The organism is Clostridium sp., assembly GCF_050717545.1.
GTDB lineage: Bacteria > Bacillota > Clostridia > Clostridiales > Clostridiaceae > Clostridium_AD.
Map to the genome: position 1 here is coordinate 25,217 of NZ_JBOITN010000005.1, position 19,208 is coordinate 44,424.

The 19,208-nt window shown below is 31.6% G+C and carries 17 protein-coding genes and 5 tRNA genes; all 22 read left to right on the forward strand.

What is annotated here, in order from left to right; translation table 11 throughout:
- The first annotated feature begins 126 nt into the window (after window positions 1-126).
- A complete protein-coding gene (glmU, locus tag ACREVX_RS00965; RefSeq protein WP_431542190.1) occupies window positions 127-1,497 on the forward strand; it encodes a bifunctional UDP-N-acetylglucosamine diphosphorylase/glucosamine-1-phosphate N-acetyltransferase GlmU in 1,371 nt (456 codons plus the stop codon).
- Between the two features lie 275 nt (window positions 1,498-1,772).
- A complete protein-coding gene (locus tag ACREVX_RS00970) occupies window positions 1,773-2,744 on the forward strand; it encodes a ribose-phosphate diphosphokinase (protein WP_431542210.1) in 972 nt (323 codons plus the stop codon).
- Window positions 2,745-3,099: 355 nt separating this feature from the next.
- Window positions 3,100-3,786 carry a response regulator gene (locus tag ACREVX_RS00975; RefSeq protein ID WP_431542191.1) on the forward strand — a complete coding sequence of 229 codons (687 nt, stop codon included), beginning with the start codon at window positions 3,100-3,102 and terminating at the stop codon, window positions 3,784-3,786.
- 27 nt (window positions 3,787-3,813) lie between these two features.
- Complete coding sequence (locus tag ACREVX_RS00980) at window positions 3,814-5,202, forward strand: sensor histidine kinase (protein ID WP_431542193.1); 1,389 nt, start codon at window positions 3,814-3,816, stop codon at window positions 5,200-5,202.
- An 83-nt stretch (window positions 5,203-5,285) separates the two neighbouring features.
- Entirely contained in the window at window positions 5,286-6,485 is a 1,200-nt protein-coding gene (locus ACREVX_RS00985) for a S1C family serine protease (protein WP_431542194.1), read from the forward strand.
- A gap of 214 nt (window positions 6,486-6,699) precedes the next feature.
- Window positions 6,700-7,263 (forward strand): aminoacyl-tRNA hydrolase, encoded by a 564-nt coding sequence (gene pth / locus ACREVX_RS00990; protein ID WP_431542195.1) that lies wholly within the window; start codon window positions 6,700-6,702, stop codon window positions 7,261-7,263.
- Window positions 7,264-7,316: 53 nt separating this feature from the next.
- The gene (mfd, locus tag ACREVX_RS00995; protein WP_431542196.1) at window positions 7,317-10,838 is read left to right on the forward strand and encodes a transcription-repair coupling factor; all 3,522 of its coding nucleotides are present in this window, start codon (window positions 7,317-7,319) and stop codon (window positions 10,836-10,838) included.
- A gap of 73 nt (window positions 10,839-10,911) precedes the next feature.
- On the forward strand, window positions 10,912-11,907 hold the full coding sequence (locus ACREVX_RS01000; protein WP_431542198.1) for a peptidylprolyl isomerase: 996 nt from the start codon (window positions 10,912-10,914) through the stop codon (window positions 11,905-11,907).
- Between the two features lie 248 nt (window positions 11,908-12,155).
- Window positions 12,156-12,707, forward strand: coding sequence for a stage V sporulation protein T (spoVT, locus tag ACREVX_RS01005; protein ID WP_431542199.1), 552 nt, complete (start codon window positions 12,156-12,158; stop codon window positions 12,705-12,707).
- A gap of 162 nt (window positions 12,708-12,869) precedes the next feature.
- Window positions 12,870-14,408 carry a putative polysaccharide biosynthesis protein gene (locus tag ACREVX_RS01010; protein WP_431542200.1) on the forward strand — a complete coding sequence of 513 codons (1,539 nt, stop codon included), beginning with the start codon at window positions 12,870-12,872 and terminating at the stop codon, window positions 14,406-14,408.
- A gap of 20 nt (window positions 14,409-14,428) precedes the next feature.
- Window positions 14,429-15,874, forward strand: a complete 1,446-nt coding sequence (yabN, locus tag ACREVX_RS01015; RefSeq protein WP_431542201.1) for a bifunctional methyltransferase/pyrophosphohydrolase YabN — start codon at window positions 14,429-14,431, stop codon at window positions 15,872-15,874.
- A 100-nt stretch (window positions 15,875-15,974) separates the two neighbouring features.
- Entirely contained in the window at window positions 15,975-16,250 is a 276-nt protein-coding gene (hbs, locus tag ACREVX_RS01020; RefSeq protein WP_216124296.1) for a non-specific DNA-binding protein Hbs, read from the forward strand.
- A gap of 126 nt (window positions 16,251-16,376) precedes the next feature.
- Entirely contained in the window at window positions 16,377-16,637 is a 261-nt protein-coding gene (locus ACREVX_RS01025; RefSeq protein WP_431542203.1) for an RNA-binding S4 domain-containing protein, read from the forward strand.
- Between the two features lie 146 nt (window positions 16,638-16,783).
- Window positions 16,784-17,077 carry a sporulation protein YabP gene (gene yabP, locus ACREVX_RS01030; protein ID WP_431542204.1) on the forward strand — a complete coding sequence of 98 codons (294 nt, stop codon included), beginning with the start codon at window positions 16,784-16,786 and terminating at the stop codon, window positions 17,075-17,077.
- Window positions 17,078-17,084: 7 nt separating this feature from the next.
- Entirely contained in the window at window positions 17,085-17,489 is a 405-nt protein-coding gene (gene yabQ, locus ACREVX_RS01035; protein WP_431542205.1) for a spore cortex biosynthesis protein YabQ, read from the forward strand.
- Between the two features lie 92 nt (window positions 17,490-17,581).
- Entirely contained in the window at window positions 17,582-17,854 is a 273-nt protein-coding gene (locus ACREVX_RS01040) for an FtsB family cell division protein (protein WP_431542207.1), read from the forward strand.
- A 93-nt stretch (window positions 17,855-17,947) separates the two neighbouring features.
- The gene (locus tag ACREVX_RS01045; RefSeq protein ID WP_431542208.1) at window positions 17,948-18,361 is read left to right on the forward strand and encodes a S1 domain-containing RNA-binding protein; all 414 of its coding nucleotides are present in this window, start codon (window positions 17,948-17,950) and stop codon (window positions 18,359-18,361) included.
- 143 nt (window positions 18,362-18,504) lie between these two features.
- A tRNA-Leu gene (locus tag ACREVX_RS01050) sits at window positions 18,505-18,593 on the forward strand.
- Window positions 18,594-18,598: 5 nt separating this feature from the next.
- Window positions 18,599-18,674: transfer RNA gene (locus ACREVX_RS01055), tRNA-Met, on the forward strand.
- Between the two features lie 4 nt (window positions 18,675-18,678).
- A tRNA-Met gene (locus tag ACREVX_RS01060) sits at window positions 18,679-18,755 on the forward strand.
- Window positions 18,756-18,922: 167 nt separating this feature from the next.
- Window positions 18,923-18,998, forward strand: a tRNA-Met gene (locus tag ACREVX_RS01065).
- 118 nt (window positions 18,999-19,116) lie between these two features.
- A tRNA-Met gene (locus tag ACREVX_RS01070) sits at window positions 19,117-19,192 on the forward strand.
- The last annotated feature ends 16 nt before the right edge of the window (window positions 19,193-19,208 follow it).

Sequence of the window (19,208 nt, forward strand, 5' to 3'; positions counted from 1 at the left end):
CAACTTTAGGCTAGTTGCAATTAAAGATTATATAAAATATAATATAAAGTATAATATAAGACTTATTTTGACTAAAGTTAATATAATGTGTAATATGTCGAATTTTTGTATAAAGAGGTGTTTTATTTGTATAAATGCGCTATAATATTAGCTGCAGGTGAAGGAAAAAGAATGAACTCTAGTCTACCTAAGGTAATGCATAAAGTTTGTGGTAAAGAAATGATAAACCATGTTATTGACGTTATGAGAAGTGCAGACATTGAAATGGTTGATGTGGTAATTGGTAAAGGAGCAGAAGAAGTTAAAAAAGGAACAGAATGCAGAAAAATTAATTATTCCATTCAAGAAGAGCAGTTAGGAACAGGACACGCAGTGATGTGTGCTAATGAATTTCTAAGAGGGAAAAGTGGAACAGTAGCAATATTTGTTGGAGATGGTCCCCTAATTACTGAAAATACTGTTAGGAAATTATTAGATTATCATGAAAAAGGTGACTTCAAAGCTACTATATTAACTTCAACTATTGATCGGCCTGCAAAGTATGGTAGAATAATTAGGGATGAAAATGGGGAAGTTAAAAAAATAGTTGAGTTTAAAGACTGCAGTGAAGATGAATTGTTAGTTAAAGAAATAAATTCAGGTATGTATTGCTTTAATATAGAAGAACTACTTAGTAGTTTAGATAAATTAAATAATAATAACGCTCAAAAGGAATACTATTTAACAGACGCTATTGGCATATTAAAAAATGGTGGGTTTAAGGTCGGAGCTTTTGATGTACCAGCTGATGAAATTACAGCTGTTAATTCTAAGGTAGAGCTTGCAGATGCGCAGGCAATTATGAGAAAAAGAATTAATATAAAGCATATGGAAAATGGAGTTACAATAATGGATCCTAGTAACACTTATATTGATCGGGAGGTTGTAATAGGTAAAGACACTATTATATATCCAGGTAATATACTCGAAGGAAATACTATTATTAAAGAAGATTGTATTTTGTATCCTAATAATAGAATTTGTGATAGTGTTCTTGAAAATGGAATTACAATTCAAAGTTCTGTAGTAATGGAAAGCCGAATAGGAGAGAAAACTACTGTAGGACCTTTTGCGTACATTAGGCCAGAAAGTGTTATAGGTAAACATGCTCGGATAGGAGATTTTGTTGAAATTAAAAAATCAACTATTGGAGATAACACAAAGGTGTCTCATCTTACATACATTGGTGACGCCGAAGTTGGAAGCGGTTGTAATTTTGGCTGTGGAACTGTAGTTGTAAATTATGATGGAAAAGCAAAATATAAAACAATAATTGGCAATAATGCTTTTATAGGTTGTAATGCTAATTTAGTATCACCTGTAACAGTTAATGATAATGCATATATTGCAGCTGGCTCTACAATTACAAATGAGGTACCAAATGGTGCACTAGCAATAGCTAGGGCAAAGCAAAGGAATATTGAAAATTGGGTAGTAAGATCGGGACATAGCAAGTAAAGTTACATAATATAAAATTTAACAACTAATAAGTAAATTATAAAGGGAGGTGGAAAACTGATTTACGCAGTAGAAGGTGTATATAAAACTACTAAATCAGCATTAAATTATGAATAATTACCTTTGATGGTATGGAATTTTTAATGCAAAACATTACCCTGAGTGGTTTAATGATACCCCAGATGCTGCAATTCTATTTAGAAGGTAGAATTTAAATTCATAACAAATTATATTACGATATGAGTTGTTACGATTTTTGTAAATCAGTACTACAGATGATAAGCCATGGCAAAAACATTAAAATATTCACAGGCAACTCAAATCCTAAATTAGCATCAGATATAGCTGATATACTGGGATTACCCATTGGAGAGTCACAAGTAGGAACTTTTAGTGATGGAGAAATATCTGTTAATATACATGAAACTGTAAGAGGAGCAGATGTATTTGTTGTTCAATCAACAAATGAACCGGTAAATGATAATTTAATGGAATTACTTATTATGATTGATGCATTTAAAAGAGCCTCAGCAGGAAGAATAACTGCGGTTATACCGTATTATGGATATGCAAGGCAAGATAGAAAAGCAAAAGCTAGAGATCCAATTACAGCAAAACTTGTTGCAGATATTATAACAACTGCAGGAGCAGACCGTGTACTTACTATGGATTTACATGCAGCCCAAATACAAGGATATTTTAATATTCCAGTTGATAATATGACTGGAACACCTATACTTGCAAAATATTACATAGAAAAAGGATTCAAAGATAGAGATGATGTAGTTGTTGTTGCACCAGATCTTGGAAGCGTTGCTAGATCAAGGAAATTTGCAGAAAAATTAGATGCTCCAATAGCTATAATTGATAAAAGAAGGCCCAAAGCTAACGTAGCAGAAATTATGAACGTTATAGGAGACATTAAGGATAAAACAGTTATAATGATGGATGATATGATAGATACTGCAGGAACTATAACTAATGGAGCTAATGCTTTAGTTAAACTCGGTGCAAAATGTGTTTATGCTTGTTGTAGCCATGGAGTGTTATCAGGGCCAGCTATTCAAAGGATAAATGATTCAGTAATAAAAGAATTAATAATACTTAACACTATAGATATTCCAGAGAGCAAACACTCTGATAAGTTTACTACATTATCTGTAGCTCCGATATTAGCAGAAGCTATAAAGAGAATATATGAGGATGTTTCTGTAAGTAAATTGTTTGAAGATGTAAACAACGATTAGATACATATTTTAAAATAGCGATGCACAATTTTTTTATAATTGGGCATCGCTATTTTATTTTATAATTTGAGATATAATACATAGCTAAAAAATAATATATAATAATAAGCATGATAACTGTTTAAAAAGCCAATATAGCGGTGAATAATTTGTAACATTTAAAAAAAACTAATCAATTAACACAAAAGTGTGATAAATTAGTAATAAGATAAATTACTTATAGGGTGATTTATCTACGTGTTGTTTAAATAAGAAATAGTTATGTGACTAGTTTCTTTTTATCAATTTATAAAAAATAAAATAATAAACGAAAACAATGGATAAAATAATAGAGAAAAAATTAGGAGGTACTGATATGGAAGGAACTATAGGAAAGATACTAATAGTCGATGATGATAAAAATATTGCTGAGGTAATTAAAATGTATCTTGAAAATTCAGGATATGCAACAAAAGTAGTACATGATGGTAGAGCAGCACAAGAAGCTTTTTTGAGTTATAAACCGGATTTGGTGCTTTTAGATATAATGTTACCCTATATTGATGGAATTGATGTTTTAAAATGGATAAGGAAAGACCATGAAACACCTGTTATTATGCTTACTGCGAAAGGCGAAACATTTGATAAGGTGTTAGGACTCGAACTCGGTGCTGATGACTATGTTGTAAAACCTTTTGAGCCTAAAGAAATAATTGCAAGAGTAAAAGCTGTGCTTAGACGTTATAACTTAGATAATGGTGGGAAAGAAGTTCTTAATTTTGAGGATTTAGAAATTGATATTAATTCTTATAATGTTACATACAGAGGTGAGGAAGTAAAGATGCCACCTAAGGAATTTGAACTAGTTCATTATTTAGCTCTTAATAAAAACAGAGTTTTCACTAGGCAGCAATTATTATGTGAAGTTTGGGGATATGACTACCCGGGGGATTCTAGAACCGTAGATGTGCATGTTAAAAGAGTAAGAGAAAAGCTTCAAGGTGGATCCAATTGGCAGATTGAGACCGTTTGGGGAGTAGGATATAAATTTGAGGTGAAATAAATGGTCAAGAAAGGGCTATTTTTTAAAATGTTAGCTACTTATACTATTATAATTTCTATGAGCTTAATATTTATTGCATCATTTTTGTCTTATTGGTTCCAAAATTACTTTTTTGATCAAAGGAAACAACAATTTTTGGATAACTCATATGTTATACAGCAGCTTGTTGAGAGATATATGGATGGAGACGCTACGGTACAAGACATAGATAACATGATTACAATAATAGCAGAATATATAAAATCAGATATCTGGCTTGTAGATAGTTATGGATATGTTTATGTAGTATCTAACGATGATCATAAGGAGTTTATGGGGAAACAAGTTTTTGATGAGCAACTCCAAGAGCTTAGACTTGGCAATACATTTGAGATTACAGGCCCGTATGCTGGTATGTTTGATAAAACAGTAAGAGTTTATGGTACACCTGTAAAGAGTGAGTCAGGCAGATTTTTGGGGTCTATTATATTATATAATTCTACTGGAGAATTAAGTCAATCTTTAAAACGTGTTTATGAAATAATATGGATATCTGCAATCTTTGCAATAATTTTTTCTTGTATAGTCATATATTATTTTTCACAGAAGATAATTATAAAACCGCTAGCTGAGATTAATTCAGTTGCTAGGAAGATATCTAATGGAGATGTGGATAAGAGGGTTTATATAAATTCTAATGATGAAATCGGAGAACTTGCTCAATCATTTAATTTTATGGCGGATTCCGTTGAAAAAAACGAGAAAAATAGACGTGATTTTATATCAAATGTATCACATGAGATTAGGTCTCCTATAACATCCATTAAGGGATTTATTAGTGGAATACTAGACGGAGTAATTCCTCAAGAGAAGGAGAAATACTACTTATCTATTGCGTATGAAGAAATACAAAGACTAACAAGGCTTGTAAACGACTTACTAGACATGTCTGCAATAGAAGCAGGTGAGTTTAGATTGAAAATTATGGAAGTGGATATTAACGAAATTATTAGGCTTACTGTTATAAAAAATGAAACAAAAATTAAAGCTAAAAAGGCATCTGTAGATGTATGTTTCGACGAAGATAATTTATTTGTAGCTGGTGATACGGATAGGTTAGTGCAAGTTATTACAAACTTATTAGATAATGCTATAAAATATGTTGATGAGGGTGCGAAAATAGAAATCAGTTCGAAATCTAAAGGAAAAAAGGCACTCATATCTGTATTTAATGTTGGTCAAAAAATAGCTGACGAAGATTTATTACATATATGGGATAGGTTTTATAAGGCAGATAAAGCAAGGACGGCAAAGGATAGCACTGGACTTGGACTATCTATAGTGAGGAATATAATAACTCAATTGCAGGAAGATATATGGGTGGAAAATAAGGAAAATGGTGTTTGCTTTACTTTTACCTTAAGGAAGGTAAAATAGTTTTGAAATCGTTAATGCAGCTTCGCAGGAGATGATTTAATTAAACTTCCATGGCCAAGTCATAACCAATAGGAGGTGATGTTGTGGATAAAGAAGATAAATATGAATCCAGTGGACAAATAAGGGATGCTATGTGGAAGAATGCAGAGCGCGGCGATATATTTAGTGAGATTAAATTCAGAAAAAACAATAAAAAAAATTACTTTAAAGTATTTTTAAAACTATTTAGTTTTATACTAATAGCAGCACTTTCTGGGGGAATTACAGCACAATATGTGATTAATAAAGAGAAAATACCGAAAAATGTTACTGGAGATGTAAATAGGGGTGTTTCAGAAAATAGTGATTCCCAGGCTGAATATGACAATCCTATTTTGATTGCTGCTCAAAAGGTAGCACCCACAGTAGTTGGTATCAGCGATAAAGAAGAAGGATTGTGGGAAACTTCGGAAGGTAGTAGTTCAGGCGTTATAGTTAAAAGTGATGGTTTTATAGTTACTAATTACCATGTTATTAAAGACGCAACAGCGGTAAGAGTTAAATTGAGTAATGATAATGTGCTAGATGCAAAGGTTGTAGGCATAGATGTTATATCAGATTTGGCTGTTATAAAAATTGAAGCTAGTAACTTACCTATAGCAAAATTTGGAGATTCATCAAAGGTTAAAATAGGTGATATAGCTGTTGCTGTTGGGAATCCAATGGGGCAACAGTTCTTAGGAACGGTTACTGCAGGGGTTATAAGCACATTAGATAGAAAAATAAATATAGTAGATAAAAAAACTGGTGAACAAACTATATATAAATTAATACAAACTGATGCAGCAATAACACCTGCTAATAATGGTGGAGCTTTATGTAACATATATGGAGAAGTGATTGGAATAAATAATTTGAAACTCAATTCAATAAGTGAAAATTATGGACTGGGATATTCTATTAGTTCAAATGAAGCTAGCGAAATAATTAAGAAGTTAATTTCGAGTGGTAAAGTTATTAGGCCGTCCATTGGTATTTATGGAGAGGCTGCAGTTAAAGCAGATAACGATGGCATTGAAGGAGTTCATGTGCAAGAAGTTATAAGCGGAAGTGGAGCAGAAGAAGCTGGAATTATACCTAATGATATTATAGTTCAAATAGCTGATGTAAGCCTTAAAAATATGGAAGACTTGAGTAATGTTTTAAATAAATATAAAGTTTCTGATCATGTGTCATGTAAGATTTGGAGAGGTGGTAAGTCTTTAAAAATTAGTATAACTATCTCAGAATTAAAAGCAGACTAAAGTTTTTTAACGACATTTCAGCTGCGCAGGAGATGATTTAACTAATGCAGGCGATATATTGGCTATAATTTAAAAAACATTTAATATATGGTAATTTTTATCAATAACTGTGGATTAAAACATATTTTTAGTATAATATAATATATAGGGCAAATGAAAAGAATAATTATGTGAGAGATAAAAGGCATAAGCATGATTATATTTGGAGGTAATAATGTATTTGGTAGTTGGTCTGGGAAATCCAGGGAAAGAATATGCACATACAAGGCACAATGTAGGATTTGATGTAATTGATTTAATAGCAAGTGAGTATAATGTTTTGATTAATAGGATAAAATTTAAAGGTGTATATGGAGAAGTTAACATAGCATCTGAAAAGGTAATTTTATTAAAACCTAGTACATATATGAACTTAAGTGGAGAAAGTGTTCGTGAGGCAGCTTCTTTTTATAAGATTCCTAATGAAAATATCATCATAATTTATGATGATATTAGTTTGGATGTAGGTAAATTAAGGGTGAGAAGTAAAGGTAGTGCTGGTGGACATAACGGGATAAAAAGTATTCTTGCAAACTTATCTTCTGACGTATTTCCAAGAATAAAAATAGGCGTTGGTAAACCTGAAAAAGCATTAATTCCTCATGTTCTAGGAAGGTTTTCTAAAGAAGACAGAGATATGGTAGAAAAGACATTTGAAGCTAGTTCAAAAGCGGTTGAGGTTATAATAAAAGAAGGATATACTGAGGCTATGAATCAATTTAACGGATTTAATGCTTAGAGTATTTATTATTAGAATATTACAAACATATTTATGTAGTGAGAGGTGTTAACATGAGACTAAGTGGGCTTATGAAGCCTTTGAAGGAAAGTAATCAATTTAAAGAGATTTTAAAAAACATAGAAAAAAAGGTTTATCCAATTGGTGTGTATGGGCTTTCAGAATCAGCTAAGAACTATTTAGTGAATGGGGTGTACGAGCAATTAGATAAGTCTATATTAATTTTAACGCACTCTGATGTAGAAGCTAAAAATATTTATGAAGATTTATCTTTTTATGTAAATGATGTATATTATTTTCCAACTAGAGAGATGGGTTTTTACAATGCAGATGCTGTATCTGGGGATTTAAGATGGGAAAGACTTAAAGTAATGAAAAAGATCACACAAAGTGGTAAAAAGATAGTGATTACATGTATTGAGGCTCTGGCAGCGACGTATGTACCTATAGAACTTCTAGAGAAATATATTTTTAAATTATCTGTAGGAAGTAAATTAAATTTAAATGATTTCTCAGAAAAATTAATTCAGTGTGGTTATGAAAGAGTAGAAAGAGTCGAAACTAAAGGTCAATTTTGCGTGCGGGGTGGAATCGTAGATTTATACCCTCCTACAACTGCGTTACCGTTTAGGATAGAATTATATGATGATGAAATAGATTCTATTAGATCATTTAATGGAGAGACTCAGAGGAGTATTGATAAAGTAACCGAAATAGATATGTTTCCAGCAAAGGAGATAATATTAACCAAGGAAAGCATGGAAAAAGGTTATAACAATATAAAAGAAGATTTAGTAAAGGTAGTAGGTAAATTAAGTAAAAAGAAAGATAAAGAAATTATAGAAAGGATAACGTCGCTTGTTAATGTTAACCTAGAAGCACTTAGGGAAACTTGGAGTTTTAAAGATATTGATAGTTACACGCCTTATTTTTATGATGTTACATCTTCCTTTTTAGATTACATGAAAGGTGCTTTTGTAGTAGTTGATGATGTACAAAGGTGTATAGGGAAACTAGATAGTGTGTATTTTGAATTTGAAGAAAATTACGAGAATTTTTTAAGTCGGGGTAATATATTGCCTAAACAGGCAGAAGTTTTAATTAATAAGGAATATATATATGAAGATTTAGAAAACCTAGAAGTTATGACCTTAAATGCTATTGCTAAAACTACATTGATGATTAAGCCAAAGTCTATAATATCATTTTCTCAAATTACAATTTTTGATTACCATGGCCAGTTAGATATGCTTATTGAGGATATAAAAGATAAAAAAGCGAAGGGTTATAAGACACTAATTCTCGCGGGAACAAGAACTCGCGGAGAGAGACTTATAGCTACGCTTAGGGATAGAGGGGTAGAAGGCGTTTATAAGGACAGCGTAGATCAAATTGAGTTTGGAGAGGTTGTTGTAACATTTGGTAATCAATTAAAAGGGTTTGAATATCCTGAGCTCAGGGTGTGTGTTATATCTGACAAAGAGGTTTTCGGGCAAGCAAAAACTAAAACAACTAGTCGTGCAAATAAAAAGGGAGTAAGTAAAATCAAAAGTTTTACTCAGCTTAAATTAGGTGACTATGTTGTTCATGTAAACCATGGAATAGGTGTATACAAAGGAATTAAACAATTAGAGGTTCATGGCCATAAAAGAGATTATTTAGAGCTTAGTTACAATTCTGGGGATACCCTTTACGTCCCAGTAGAACAATTGGATTTGGTACAAAAATATATTGGAAGTGAAGGGAAAGCTCCTAAAATTAGTAAACTAGGTGGAGCGGAATGGGTTAAAGCGAAAAACAAGGTTAAAAACTCTATTGCAGATATTGCAGAGGAGTTGGTAAAACTTTATGCTGCAAGATCTACACTTAAGGGTCACAGGTATAGCAAAGATACAGTATGGCAAAAGCAATTTGAAGAAGAATTTCCATTTGAGGAAACACCAGATCAACTAATAGCGATTGAGGAAATTAAAAAGGATATGGAATCAGATAAGCCAATGGATCGGTTAATATGTGGGGATGTTGGATATGGTAAAACAGAAGTAGCTGTTAGAGCGGCTTTTAAGGCAGTTATGGATGGCAAACAAGTAGCATTACTAGTTCCAACTACAATACTTGCTGAGCAACATTACAAAACCCTAACAAAGAGATTTTCGGATTTTCCAGTAAAAGTTGAAATGGTAAGTAGATTTAGAACGCCGGCTGAGCAGAAACTTGTTATTAAGGCTACAAAAGAAGGTAATGTAGACATATTAATAGGTACACACAGGATAATACAAAGCGATGTAAAGTTTAAGGATCTAGGGGTACTGATTATAGATGAGGAGCAACGTTTCGGTGTAACTCATAAAGAAAAAATAAAGACCATGGCAAAGAATATAGATGTGATTACGTTAACAGCAACGCCAATACCAAGAACCTTGCATATGTCGCTTACTGGAGTGCGTGATATAAGCGTAATTGAAACAGCCCCAGAGGAGAGATATCCAATACAAACCTATGTGGTGGAATTTAACGATCAGCTAATAAGGGATGCAATTTTAAGGGAACTAAATAGAAATGGTCAAGTTTTTTTTGTGTACAATAGAGTAGAAACAATTAAAGAGATGGCAGCGTATATAGGGAAACTTGTACCAGAAGGCAGAGTATGCATTGCACATGGTCAAATGACTGAAAGAGAACTTGAATCTGTTATGATAGACTTTATGGAAAATAAGTATGATATATTAATGTGCACTACTATTATTGAGACGGGAATAGACATTCAAAATACAAATACAATAATAATTTATGAAGCGGATAAGATGGGACTTTCTCAGCTTTACCAATTAAGAGGTAGAGTTGGTAGGTCAAATAGAATAGCATATGCATATCTTACCTATAAAAAAGATAAGGTGTTAACTGAAGTTGCTGAAAAAAGGCTTAAAGCAATCAAAGATTTTACAGAACTTGGGTCAGGGTTTAAAATAGCAATGCGGGATCTTGAAATTCGCGGAGCTGGGAATATGATGGGTGGAGCTCAACATGGTCATATGGCTGCAGTAGGATACGATTTGTATTGTAGAATGCTAGAAGAGACAGTTAAAAAAATAAGAGGTGATATAGAAAAGCAACCTATCGAAACATCAGTTGAAATAAAAATAGATGCATATATTCCAGGAACATATATTGAGGACGAGATGCAAAAGATTGAGATTTACAAAAAAATTGCGGCTATTGATTCATTTGAAGAGATGATGGATATACAAGAGGAAATAGAGGATAGATTTTCAGATATACCTACTTGTGTTGCAAATCTTATGGATATAGCTTACCTTAGGTACATATCTGCCCAGGTGGGAATAATAGATATAAAAGAAGTAAATGAAGAGATTGTGTTACAGTTTGATAGCGGTGAGAGGATAAACCAGAAGATAGTTAAAGCGCTAGTTACTAAATATAATAAAAGCATTGTATTTAAGCTAGGAAGTACGCCAGCTTTTGCATATAAGGTTAAAAAATTAAGTAAAGAAGAGGTGCTTGCAAATCTCATAGAGATTACTAGCCATATAAAAAGTATAGTTGAAATAAAGTAGAATTGTGTTAAAATTAATGGGTATCGCAAGTAACTACAAATGACGATATTACATATAGAATGGGGGAAGTAAAATGAAAAACGTAAAAAAGATAATTTGTACGGCCTTAATAACTATATTTGCTACATCTTTAATAGGGTGTAATATGATTGAAAAAACGCCGGAAGGTATTGCTAAAAGTCCAGTAGCTAAGGTTTATGGTGCTGAGATAACAAGGGGTCAATTGGATACTCAATTAGAAGGTGTTCTTAAGCAACTTGAAGCGCAATATGGAGCAAGTTATGCTACTAATGAAGAGGCTATGAGTAAGTTAGCAACTGAAAAAGAAAAAGTATTAGAAGGGTTAATTACTGAAAAAATTGTAATTTACAAAGCAGAACAGCTAAAATTAACACCTAGTGAAGCTGAAATGAATACAGAATTAACTAAGAAACTATCGGAGATTAAGAAAAGTTTAGGAACGGATGAACAATATAAAGCAGCGCTTACAAGTGCAAATATTACAGAAGAAGCACTAAAGGAAAGAATAAAGCCTAGTGTTGTGCAAGATGCATTGTACAATGAAACTACAAAAAGCGCGAAGACTGATGAAGCAGCGGAGAAAGCATATTACACTAGTAACTCAACGCAGTTTACGACGCAACCTAATACAATTCATGTGGCTCATATTTTAGTTGCAACGCAGGAAGAAGCCGTAGCTGTTAAAAAACGTATAGATGCTGGTGAAGACTTTGCGAAAGTTGCCAAAGAAAAAGGTACAGATGCAACTAAGGATAGCGGTGGTGAGATAGGAACTGTAGAGTATAATGATGCCCAAATGGATCCTATATTTATGGCAGCGGCTATTAAGGTAAAAGTAGGGGCAATTTCACAGCCAGTTCAAACTCAAGCTGGATTTCATATAATAAAAAATATAGCAATAAAAGAATACCCTGTAAAGAAATTTGAAGATGTTAAATCCGATATACAAAAAATACTTATAAACAAGGAAAAAGATACTCAGTGGAAGGCTGCTATGACAAAATGGCAAACAGAAGCTAAAATAAAAAAATATGCTAAAAATTTATAATATTGTGAAGGATACCTGTAAAATAAAGGTGTCCTTTATTTTTTTTTGTTTTAGTTAGTAATAGATTCAAAATGAATAAGTAAAGTTATTTAACAAACAAATTTAATATACATAATTATACATAAAAATATGTATTTATAGCTATTAAAATTTAAACATATACAAATGTGCATAAAATTTCAAGTTTTGAAAGATAATAATAGAGCTAGTATATTATATATGATTTAATAAAAGGAGGAATTATTTAAATGAAAGCAACTGGGATAGTAAGACGTATAGATGATTTAGGAAGAGTGGTTATACCTAAAGAAATAAGAAGAACTCTAAGAATACGAGAAGGAGATCCATTAGAAATATTTACTGATAGAGAAGGTGGAGTAATTTTAAAAAAATACTCACCAATAGGTGAATTAAGTGAATTTTCTAGAGAGTACGCTGAATCGTTACAACAAACTATAGGTAACATAATAGTTATATGCGATAAAGATAACATAATATCTGTAAGTGGTGCTCCTAAAAAAGAGTATGTTGATAAAAAAGTCAGTATTGAATTAGAAAAGGTAATGGAAAATAGAAAAGCTATTGTATTAGGAGAAGGTTCAGAAAAAATCATAGAATTGTACGAAGATGAGACAGAAAATAAATATAATGCTCAAGTAATTGCGCCTATAATAACAGAAGGGGATGCAATTGGAGCAGTGTTAATAATATCTACAGATGCAGCAATTAAGTTTGGAAATTTAGAATTAAAACTTGCTGAAACTGCTGCTTCATTTTTAGGAAAACAGATGGAACAATAAAAATATTACACAAAAAAGTATATATTACTAAGCAAATGAAACATATTTGCGGTAATATATACTTTTATTTTTGAAGTATTAGTAATAATAATCTCCTAAATTAAATAATTATAATCAGAGAATGTAATTATTTAAAACGCTCGCGAATACAAGGAGGCTATTATGAAAAAATACTCATTGATAAAAGGGACTATTGTACTTGGAGTAGCAGGGATATTTACTAGATTTTTGGGCCTGTTTTTTAGAATTCCACTACAAGCACTTATAAAAGACCAGGGTATGGGATACTACCAGATGTCATATCCACTATATATGTTTTTTGTAGCGGTAGCTTCAGGAGTTCCAATTGCTATGTCAAAACTTATTGCTGAAATGAATGCTAAAAATGATGAGGAGGGAGCTCGTAGTGTATTAACGCAAACACTTTTTTTTATGATCTTACTAGGAACGACATTTAGTATTCTAATGTTGATGTTTGCGAGAGATATAATAACTATTTTAAGATGGGATCCTAAGTCATATTATTCGTTCCTAGCAATTGCGATAGCACCGGTTTTCGTTTCTATCATATGTACATTTAGGGGCTTTTTTCAAGGGCTTCAAAATGTTAGGCCCACTGCTATTTCGCAAATAGTAGAACAAGTTGGAAGAGTTGTGGCTGGAGTTTTGTTTGCCTATTTATTATTTCCAAGGGGAATTGAATATGCAGCTGGAGGAGCAGCTCTTGGAACGCTAGTTGGTGCAATTATGGGAAGTATATATTTAGTGTCAACTTACTTTAAGATGAAAAAGGAATTGCCAGCAAGAAAGAAATCAAAGCGTAAGTATATTTTAGGGGATTTAGCAAGAGCTGCATTACCAATATCTATGGGCGCGGCAGTTGGGACTATTATGTCATTAATAGATTCTATACTAGTACCACAACAACTTTTAAAAGCAGGATTTACGCAAACGCAATCCGCAATAATGTACGGCCAATTGACGGGAAAGGTGTTCACTCTGATGAATGTACCTTTAGCGCTTTCGATAGCTCTATGTGCGTCTCTGGTACCTATAATTGCAGAAGCTTTTTATTTAGGTAAAAGACGCGAACTTATAAAAAGGGTAGATATGGCTGTTAAATTATCGAACGTTATTTCTTTGCCATCATTTTTAGGGCTATTTTTTATGGCTTATCCTATAATGAGTTTAGTTTTTATGAGAGATGCTGGAGGATATCAAATATTACAATATATATCAATATGTATACCATTTATTATTTTAACTCAAACAAGTACTGCTATATTACAAAGTGTAGGTAATTATATGAAACCTGTATATAATTTAGCATTTGGTTGCAGTGTAAAAGTGATTATAACATATGTATTGGTTTCGTTTTCATTTGTCAACATATACGGTGCTGTTATAGGAACTATTTTGGGATATATTACGAGTTGTTTGCTGAATATGCACGATTTAAAAAAGAGTTTAAATATAAAATTTAACATTATTGATACTTTTATAAAACCTGCGATTGCTGCTATTATAATGATAGTTACAGTTGTATTTAGCAACGCTATTGTCTATAATTATACAATGAGCAAGGGATTATCGTGCGTAATATCCATTCTAATAGGAGTTGTTGTTTATTTAATATTTGTTTTATTACTTAGAATATTTGAATATGAAGATATTAAGAAGAAAATATTTAAGAGAAAATAAAAATAAAGGAGTAGAAGCTAATGATTAAAATAGTGGGACTTGGTCCTGGATCTGTAGAATCACTTACCATAGGTACGCTTGAACTTCTTAAAGGCAGTGAAAATATTTATTTAAGAACTCAGAAACATCCAACTGTGGATTACCTAAAGTCCATAGGGGTTAAATTTGAAACCTATGATAATAAGTATGAAGAATATAACAATTTTGATGATGTCTATAGATCTATTGCAGAGGATCTTATCAAGAAATATGAAATTTATGGAGAGATTATTTATGGAGTCCCAGGCCACCCTCTTGTTGCAGAAACATCCGTTAAATTATTAATAAATCTTTGCGAAAAAAAGGGGATAAATATAGAAATTATGCCTGCCGTTAGCTTTATAGATGCAGTGATTCAAAGTCTAAAATTGGATCCCATTGAAGGACTTAAAATTATAGATGCTTTTGATATTAAAAATCAAGTGTTAGACAAAAGGGTAGGGCTTTTAATAACTCAAGTTTATAATGAGTCAATTGCAGCAGACGTAAAATTAGATCTTCTTGAGTATTACAAAGATGATATGGAAATATACTTTGTACGCGCTGCAGGGATAAAGGGACTTGAAAGCATTAGGAAAATGAAACTATATGAACTAGATAGGCAAAAGGATATAGATTATTTAACATCAATTTATGTACCAAAGAATTTAGAAGCCACAAAAGATTTTCATGATTTAACTGGAGTTATGAATACCTTAAGATCAGAAAATGGGTGTGCATGGGATTTGCAGCAAACACACGAATCCTTAAAAAAATGTCTTATTGAAGAATGTTATGAGGTTTTAGAAGCTATAGATAATAAGGATGATGAAAACATTATTGAGGAATTAGGAGATGTATTACTGCAGGTAATATTTCATGCTCAAATAGGAAAAGAAGAAGGCTTTTTTAACATAAATGATGTTATTTGCGGAGTTACAAATAAAATGATAAATAGGCATCCACATATATTTAAAGTTGTGCAAAGTAAAAATGTGAAGCAAGTGTTAGAAAGCTGGGAGAATATTAAGAAGGAGGAAAAGGGGTTTAGTAGTTATACAGATACGCTAAAACATGTCCCAAAGAATTTGCCAGGACTAATGAGAGCAGATAAAGTTCAGCAAAAAGCAGCGAAATTTGGATTTGACTGGGGGTGTGTTGAACCTGCAATGGAAAAAGTTATGGAAGAATTACAAGAAGTAAGAGATGTATATAAAGGCAATAATAAGGCAAAAATAGTAGAAGAAGTTGGAGATTTAGTGTTTTCTACAGTAAATATCGCTAGACTACTTGACATAGACCCTGAAATTGCAGTAAATTATACTATAGATAAATTTATTAATCGCTTTGCGTACATAGAAGAAAATGCAAGAAATATGGATTTGGACTTGAAGGATATGTCACTTGCAGAAATGGACGAATTATGGAACGAATCTAAAAGACGATAAATTTATTTGTAGAATAAAAATCATATCCAAAACAAGAAATTTCAAAATTAGTAATGAATATACTATTTAATAGTGTGCTCATAACGAGGAGGCAACAAAAATGAATAAATCAGAATTAATAACAAGTATTGCAGAAAAATCTAACCTAACAAAAAAAGATGCTGAAGCAGCGCTAAAGGGAATTATAGAAAGTATTGAAGAAACATTAGAAAAAGGTGAAAAAGTTCAACTAGTTGGATTTGGAACTTTCGAAACAAGAGCAAGAGCAGCAAGAATGGGAAGAAACCCAAGAACAAAGGAAGAAATTCAAATCGCAGCTTCAACAGTTCCAGTATTTAAAGCTGGTAAAGAATTTAAAGATATAGTAAATAAATAATTTTACTATGATGTAAAAAACCTAGATGTATATCTGGGTTTTTTATTTTAAAATTATGTTTTGCGAAATATTTTATTAATTGAAAGTATTAGAGTAATAAAAAACATTAAAAGGGGGAAACATAAAATGAGATTAGATAAATACTTAAAAGTATCAAGGATTATAAAAAGAAGAACAATTGCTAAAGAAGCATGTGGAAGTGGTAGAGTTTCTATTAATGACAGGGTGGCGAAGGCAGGTACAGTGGTTGCCGAAAATGATATCATAGAAATTCAATTTGCAAATCAAGTTTTAAAAGCTAAAATTATTAATATTGCTGAACATGTTACAAAAGAAAGTGCAAAAGAAATGTATGAAATGATCTCAGGAAAAGAAGATAAAGAATAAATGTTACTGAATATAATTCTTAATTAAGATTAATAAGCATATATATTTTATATGAATATATTGTTATATCACTAATTAAGAATTGAGAAATAGGATTAGCTTCTTAATTCCCAATTTTTTAGAGTAAAATTTAAAAGGAGGATATTATGGAAGCTAGAAAAGAAATTAAGATAGAAGATAAGAAAAGCATGCTTACACTTGAAAACAGAAAAAAACTAACCCTAAGTGGGGTTATAGAGGTTGTAAATTTCAATGAGAATCAAATATTATTAAATACAGATGTTGGAACAATGGTGGTAAAAGGAAAAGAATTAAAGATGAATAAATTAGATGTTCAAAATGGGGATGTTATAATAACTGGGAAAGTAGATTCTTTTGTATATACTAGCGATAAAATCAAGGATAAAAAAGATAGCATAATATCAAGATTGTTCAGGTAGAGGAGTTATGATAGTTTCTTTGATAGGCCAAGTTCAACTTATATCCTTCAGTTTGCTCGCCGGAATAATAACAGGAGTATTTTTTGATATATATAGATTGATGAGGGGATTTGAAAATCCCAACAAATTGTTGACAATAATAGAAGATTTATTATTTTGGACATTAACTTCTATAGTGGTTTTTATATTTTTGATGTATACTAATAAGGGTTACATAAACTTTTATGTGTATGTATGTTTGATAATAGGTGTATACTTATATTTGAAACTCTTAAGTAGAACTTTTATAAAGTTGCAATATAGATCATTAAAATTAAGCGGTAAGGCATTTAGAGTGACGATGAACCTTATTTTATACCCAGTGATTTTAATGCTTTATAAGCTTAAAATAAAAAAAAAAGAAAAATTATAAAGAAATAGCTTGAAGAAATGTGAAATACAATTTAAAATAGGTTTAGGAAACTTAAGAATACTCATTCCATTGAAAGGAAAAGGGTATGGGATATGAAAAAAAAAATTAGTATTAAAAGTGTCGTAATAGTTATTGTTATTGTGTATGTATGTTATGTTTTAACTTTGCAACAGATAACAATGAGTAGACAAAAAAAAGAGTTGCAAAAGTATAATGTTGAATTACAAAAGAAAAAAGAAGAAAAAAGAACGTTACAGGATGAAGTAGAGTTATCTAAGACTGACAAATATATAGAAAAATTGGCAAGAGAAATATTAGGGCTTGTTAAAGAAGGTGAAACTCCTGTAATGGACAATAAAAACTAAACGCAATTATTTTGATTATTAACATTGTTATTCGTATTATTAAATTAATATATAAAATAAAAAACATAATTTTTAAGGAGGAGTCTTTTTAATATGACCTTAATGGCTGGAAGTATTGTAGAAGGTAAAGTAGTAAATATCACCAATTTTGGTGCGTTTGTAGAGGTGGAGGGTAAAACAGGATTAGTGCATATATCTGAGGTTTCAGATACATTTGTTAAAAATGTTAATGATCATCTTAAGGAAAATGATATCGTAAAAGTAAAAGTAATATCTGTGGATGATAATGGTAAAATAAGTTTATCCATAAAGCAAGCTGGAGTACCTAAAAGATCTATTAAACCAATGGAAATAGATTGGGAAAAGGAAAAAAGCAAAACTAATACATGTAATTTTGAAGACATAATGTCTAAATTTTTAAAGGATAGTGAAGAAAGATTTCAAGATGTTAAAAAACATCAAGAAGGAAAAGGTAGAGGTTATAGTAAAAAAACTTCAAGTTATTAGTGGAAATTAAGTTTGAATATTTTTGTAGGAACTAAGTTTTTAGTTCCTATTTTAAAAGAATAAAAAGTTATTGACAACAGTTTATACATCATATATAATAAAACATGTTGCCAAGAGATAGCATTATGCATGTTTCCAAATAAGCTGGAGTGGCGGAACTGGCAGACGCACAGGACTTAAAATCCTGCGGTGGTTAAACACCGTACCGGTTCGATTCCGGTCTTCAGCACCAAATATCGCGGGATGGAGCAGTTGGTAGCTCGTCGGGCTCATAACCCGAAGGTCGTAGGTTCAAGTCCTACTCCCGCAACCAATAAGGCGGAATAGCTCAGCTGGCTAGAGCATTCGGTTCATACCCGAAGGGTCGTAGGTTCAAGTCCTATTTCCGCTACCATTTTCAAATATAATTATTTTATAAATTTATTATTGGATCTATAAAAAAACTATTGACATATAAGGTATAGTAGTATAGTATTATAAGTGGTTTTCAAGATTTACTTAATAGTAAATTTAAGTGACTAAATTAACAAACATGCAAAATTAAAATTTTACAATTAATATCGCGGGATGGAGCAGTTGGTAGCTCGTCGGGCTCATAACCCGAAGGTCGTAGGTTCAAGTCCTACTCCCGCAACCAATTTGTTTTTTATGTTAACTAATAAAAACTTATAGTAAAATAAAAAGTATTAAATTGAAGTAATATTCTGTAGTAATTAAAACACACTAATTAAGATAAAGTTATTTAATACTAATATCGCGGGATGGAGCAGTTGGTAGCTCGTCGGGCTCATAACCCGAAGGTCGTGGGTTCAAGTCCTACTCCCGCAACCAATAAATTTTAAATAAC

What these genes read in the sequence shown, in the direction of transcription:
- ACREVX_RS00970 (WP_431542210.1), top strand. Translation starts at nt 1,773, where the DNA reads ATGATAAGCCATGGCAAAAACATTAAAATATTCACAGGCAACTCAAAT.
- ACREVX_RS00975 (WP_431542191.1), top strand. Translation starts at nt 3,100, where the DNA reads ATGGAAGGAACTATAGGAAAGATACTAATAGTCGATGATGATAAAAAT.
- ACREVX_RS00980 (WP_431542193.1), top strand. Translation starts at nt 3,814, where the DNA reads ATGTTAGCTACTTATACTATTATAATTTCTATGAGCTTAATATTTATT.
- pth (WP_431542195.1), top strand. Translation starts at nt 6,700, where the DNA reads ATGTATTTGGTAGTTGGTCTGGGAAATCCAGGGAAAGAATATGCACAT.
- mfd (WP_431542196.1), top strand. Translation starts at nt 7,317, where the DNA reads ATGAGACTAAGTGGGCTTATGAAGCCTTTGAAGGAAAGTAATCAATTT.
- ACREVX_RS01000 (WP_431542198.1), top strand. Translation starts at nt 10,912, where the DNA reads ATGAAAAACGTAAAAAAGATAATTTGTACGGCCTTAATAACTATATTT.
- spoVT (WP_431542199.1), top strand. Translation starts at nt 12,156, where the DNA reads ATGAAAGCAACTGGGATAGTAAGACGTATAGATGATTTAGGAAGAGTG.
- ACREVX_RS01010 (WP_431542200.1), top strand. Translation starts at nt 12,870, where the DNA reads ATGAAAAAATACTCATTGATAAAAGGGACTATTGTACTTGGAGTAGCA.
- yabN (WP_431542201.1), top strand. Translation starts at nt 14,429, where the DNA reads ATGATTAAAATAGTGGGACTTGGTCCTGGATCTGTAGAATCACTTACC.
- hbs (WP_216124296.1), top strand. Translation starts at nt 15,975, where the DNA reads ATGAATAAATCAGAATTAATAACAAGTATTGCAGAAAAATCTAACCTA.
- ACREVX_RS01025 (WP_431542203.1), top strand. Translation starts at nt 16,377, where the DNA reads ATGAGATTAGATAAATACTTAAAAGTATCAAGGATTATAAAAAGAAGA.
- yabP (WP_431542204.1), top strand. Translation starts at nt 16,784, where the DNA reads ATGGAAGCTAGAAAAGAAATTAAGATAGAAGATAAGAAAAGCATGCTT.
- yabQ (WP_431542205.1), top strand. Translation starts at nt 17,085, where the DNA reads ATGATAGTTTCTTTGATAGGCCAAGTTCAACTTATATCCTTCAGTTTG.
- ACREVX_RS01040 (WP_431542207.1), top strand. Translation starts at nt 17,582, where the DNA reads ATGAAAAAAAAAATTAGTATTAAAAGTGTCGTAATAGTTATTGTTATT.
- ACREVX_RS01045 (WP_431542208.1), top strand. Translation starts at nt 17,948, where the DNA reads ATGACCTTAATGGCTGGAAGTATTGTAGAAGGTAAAGTAGTAAATATC.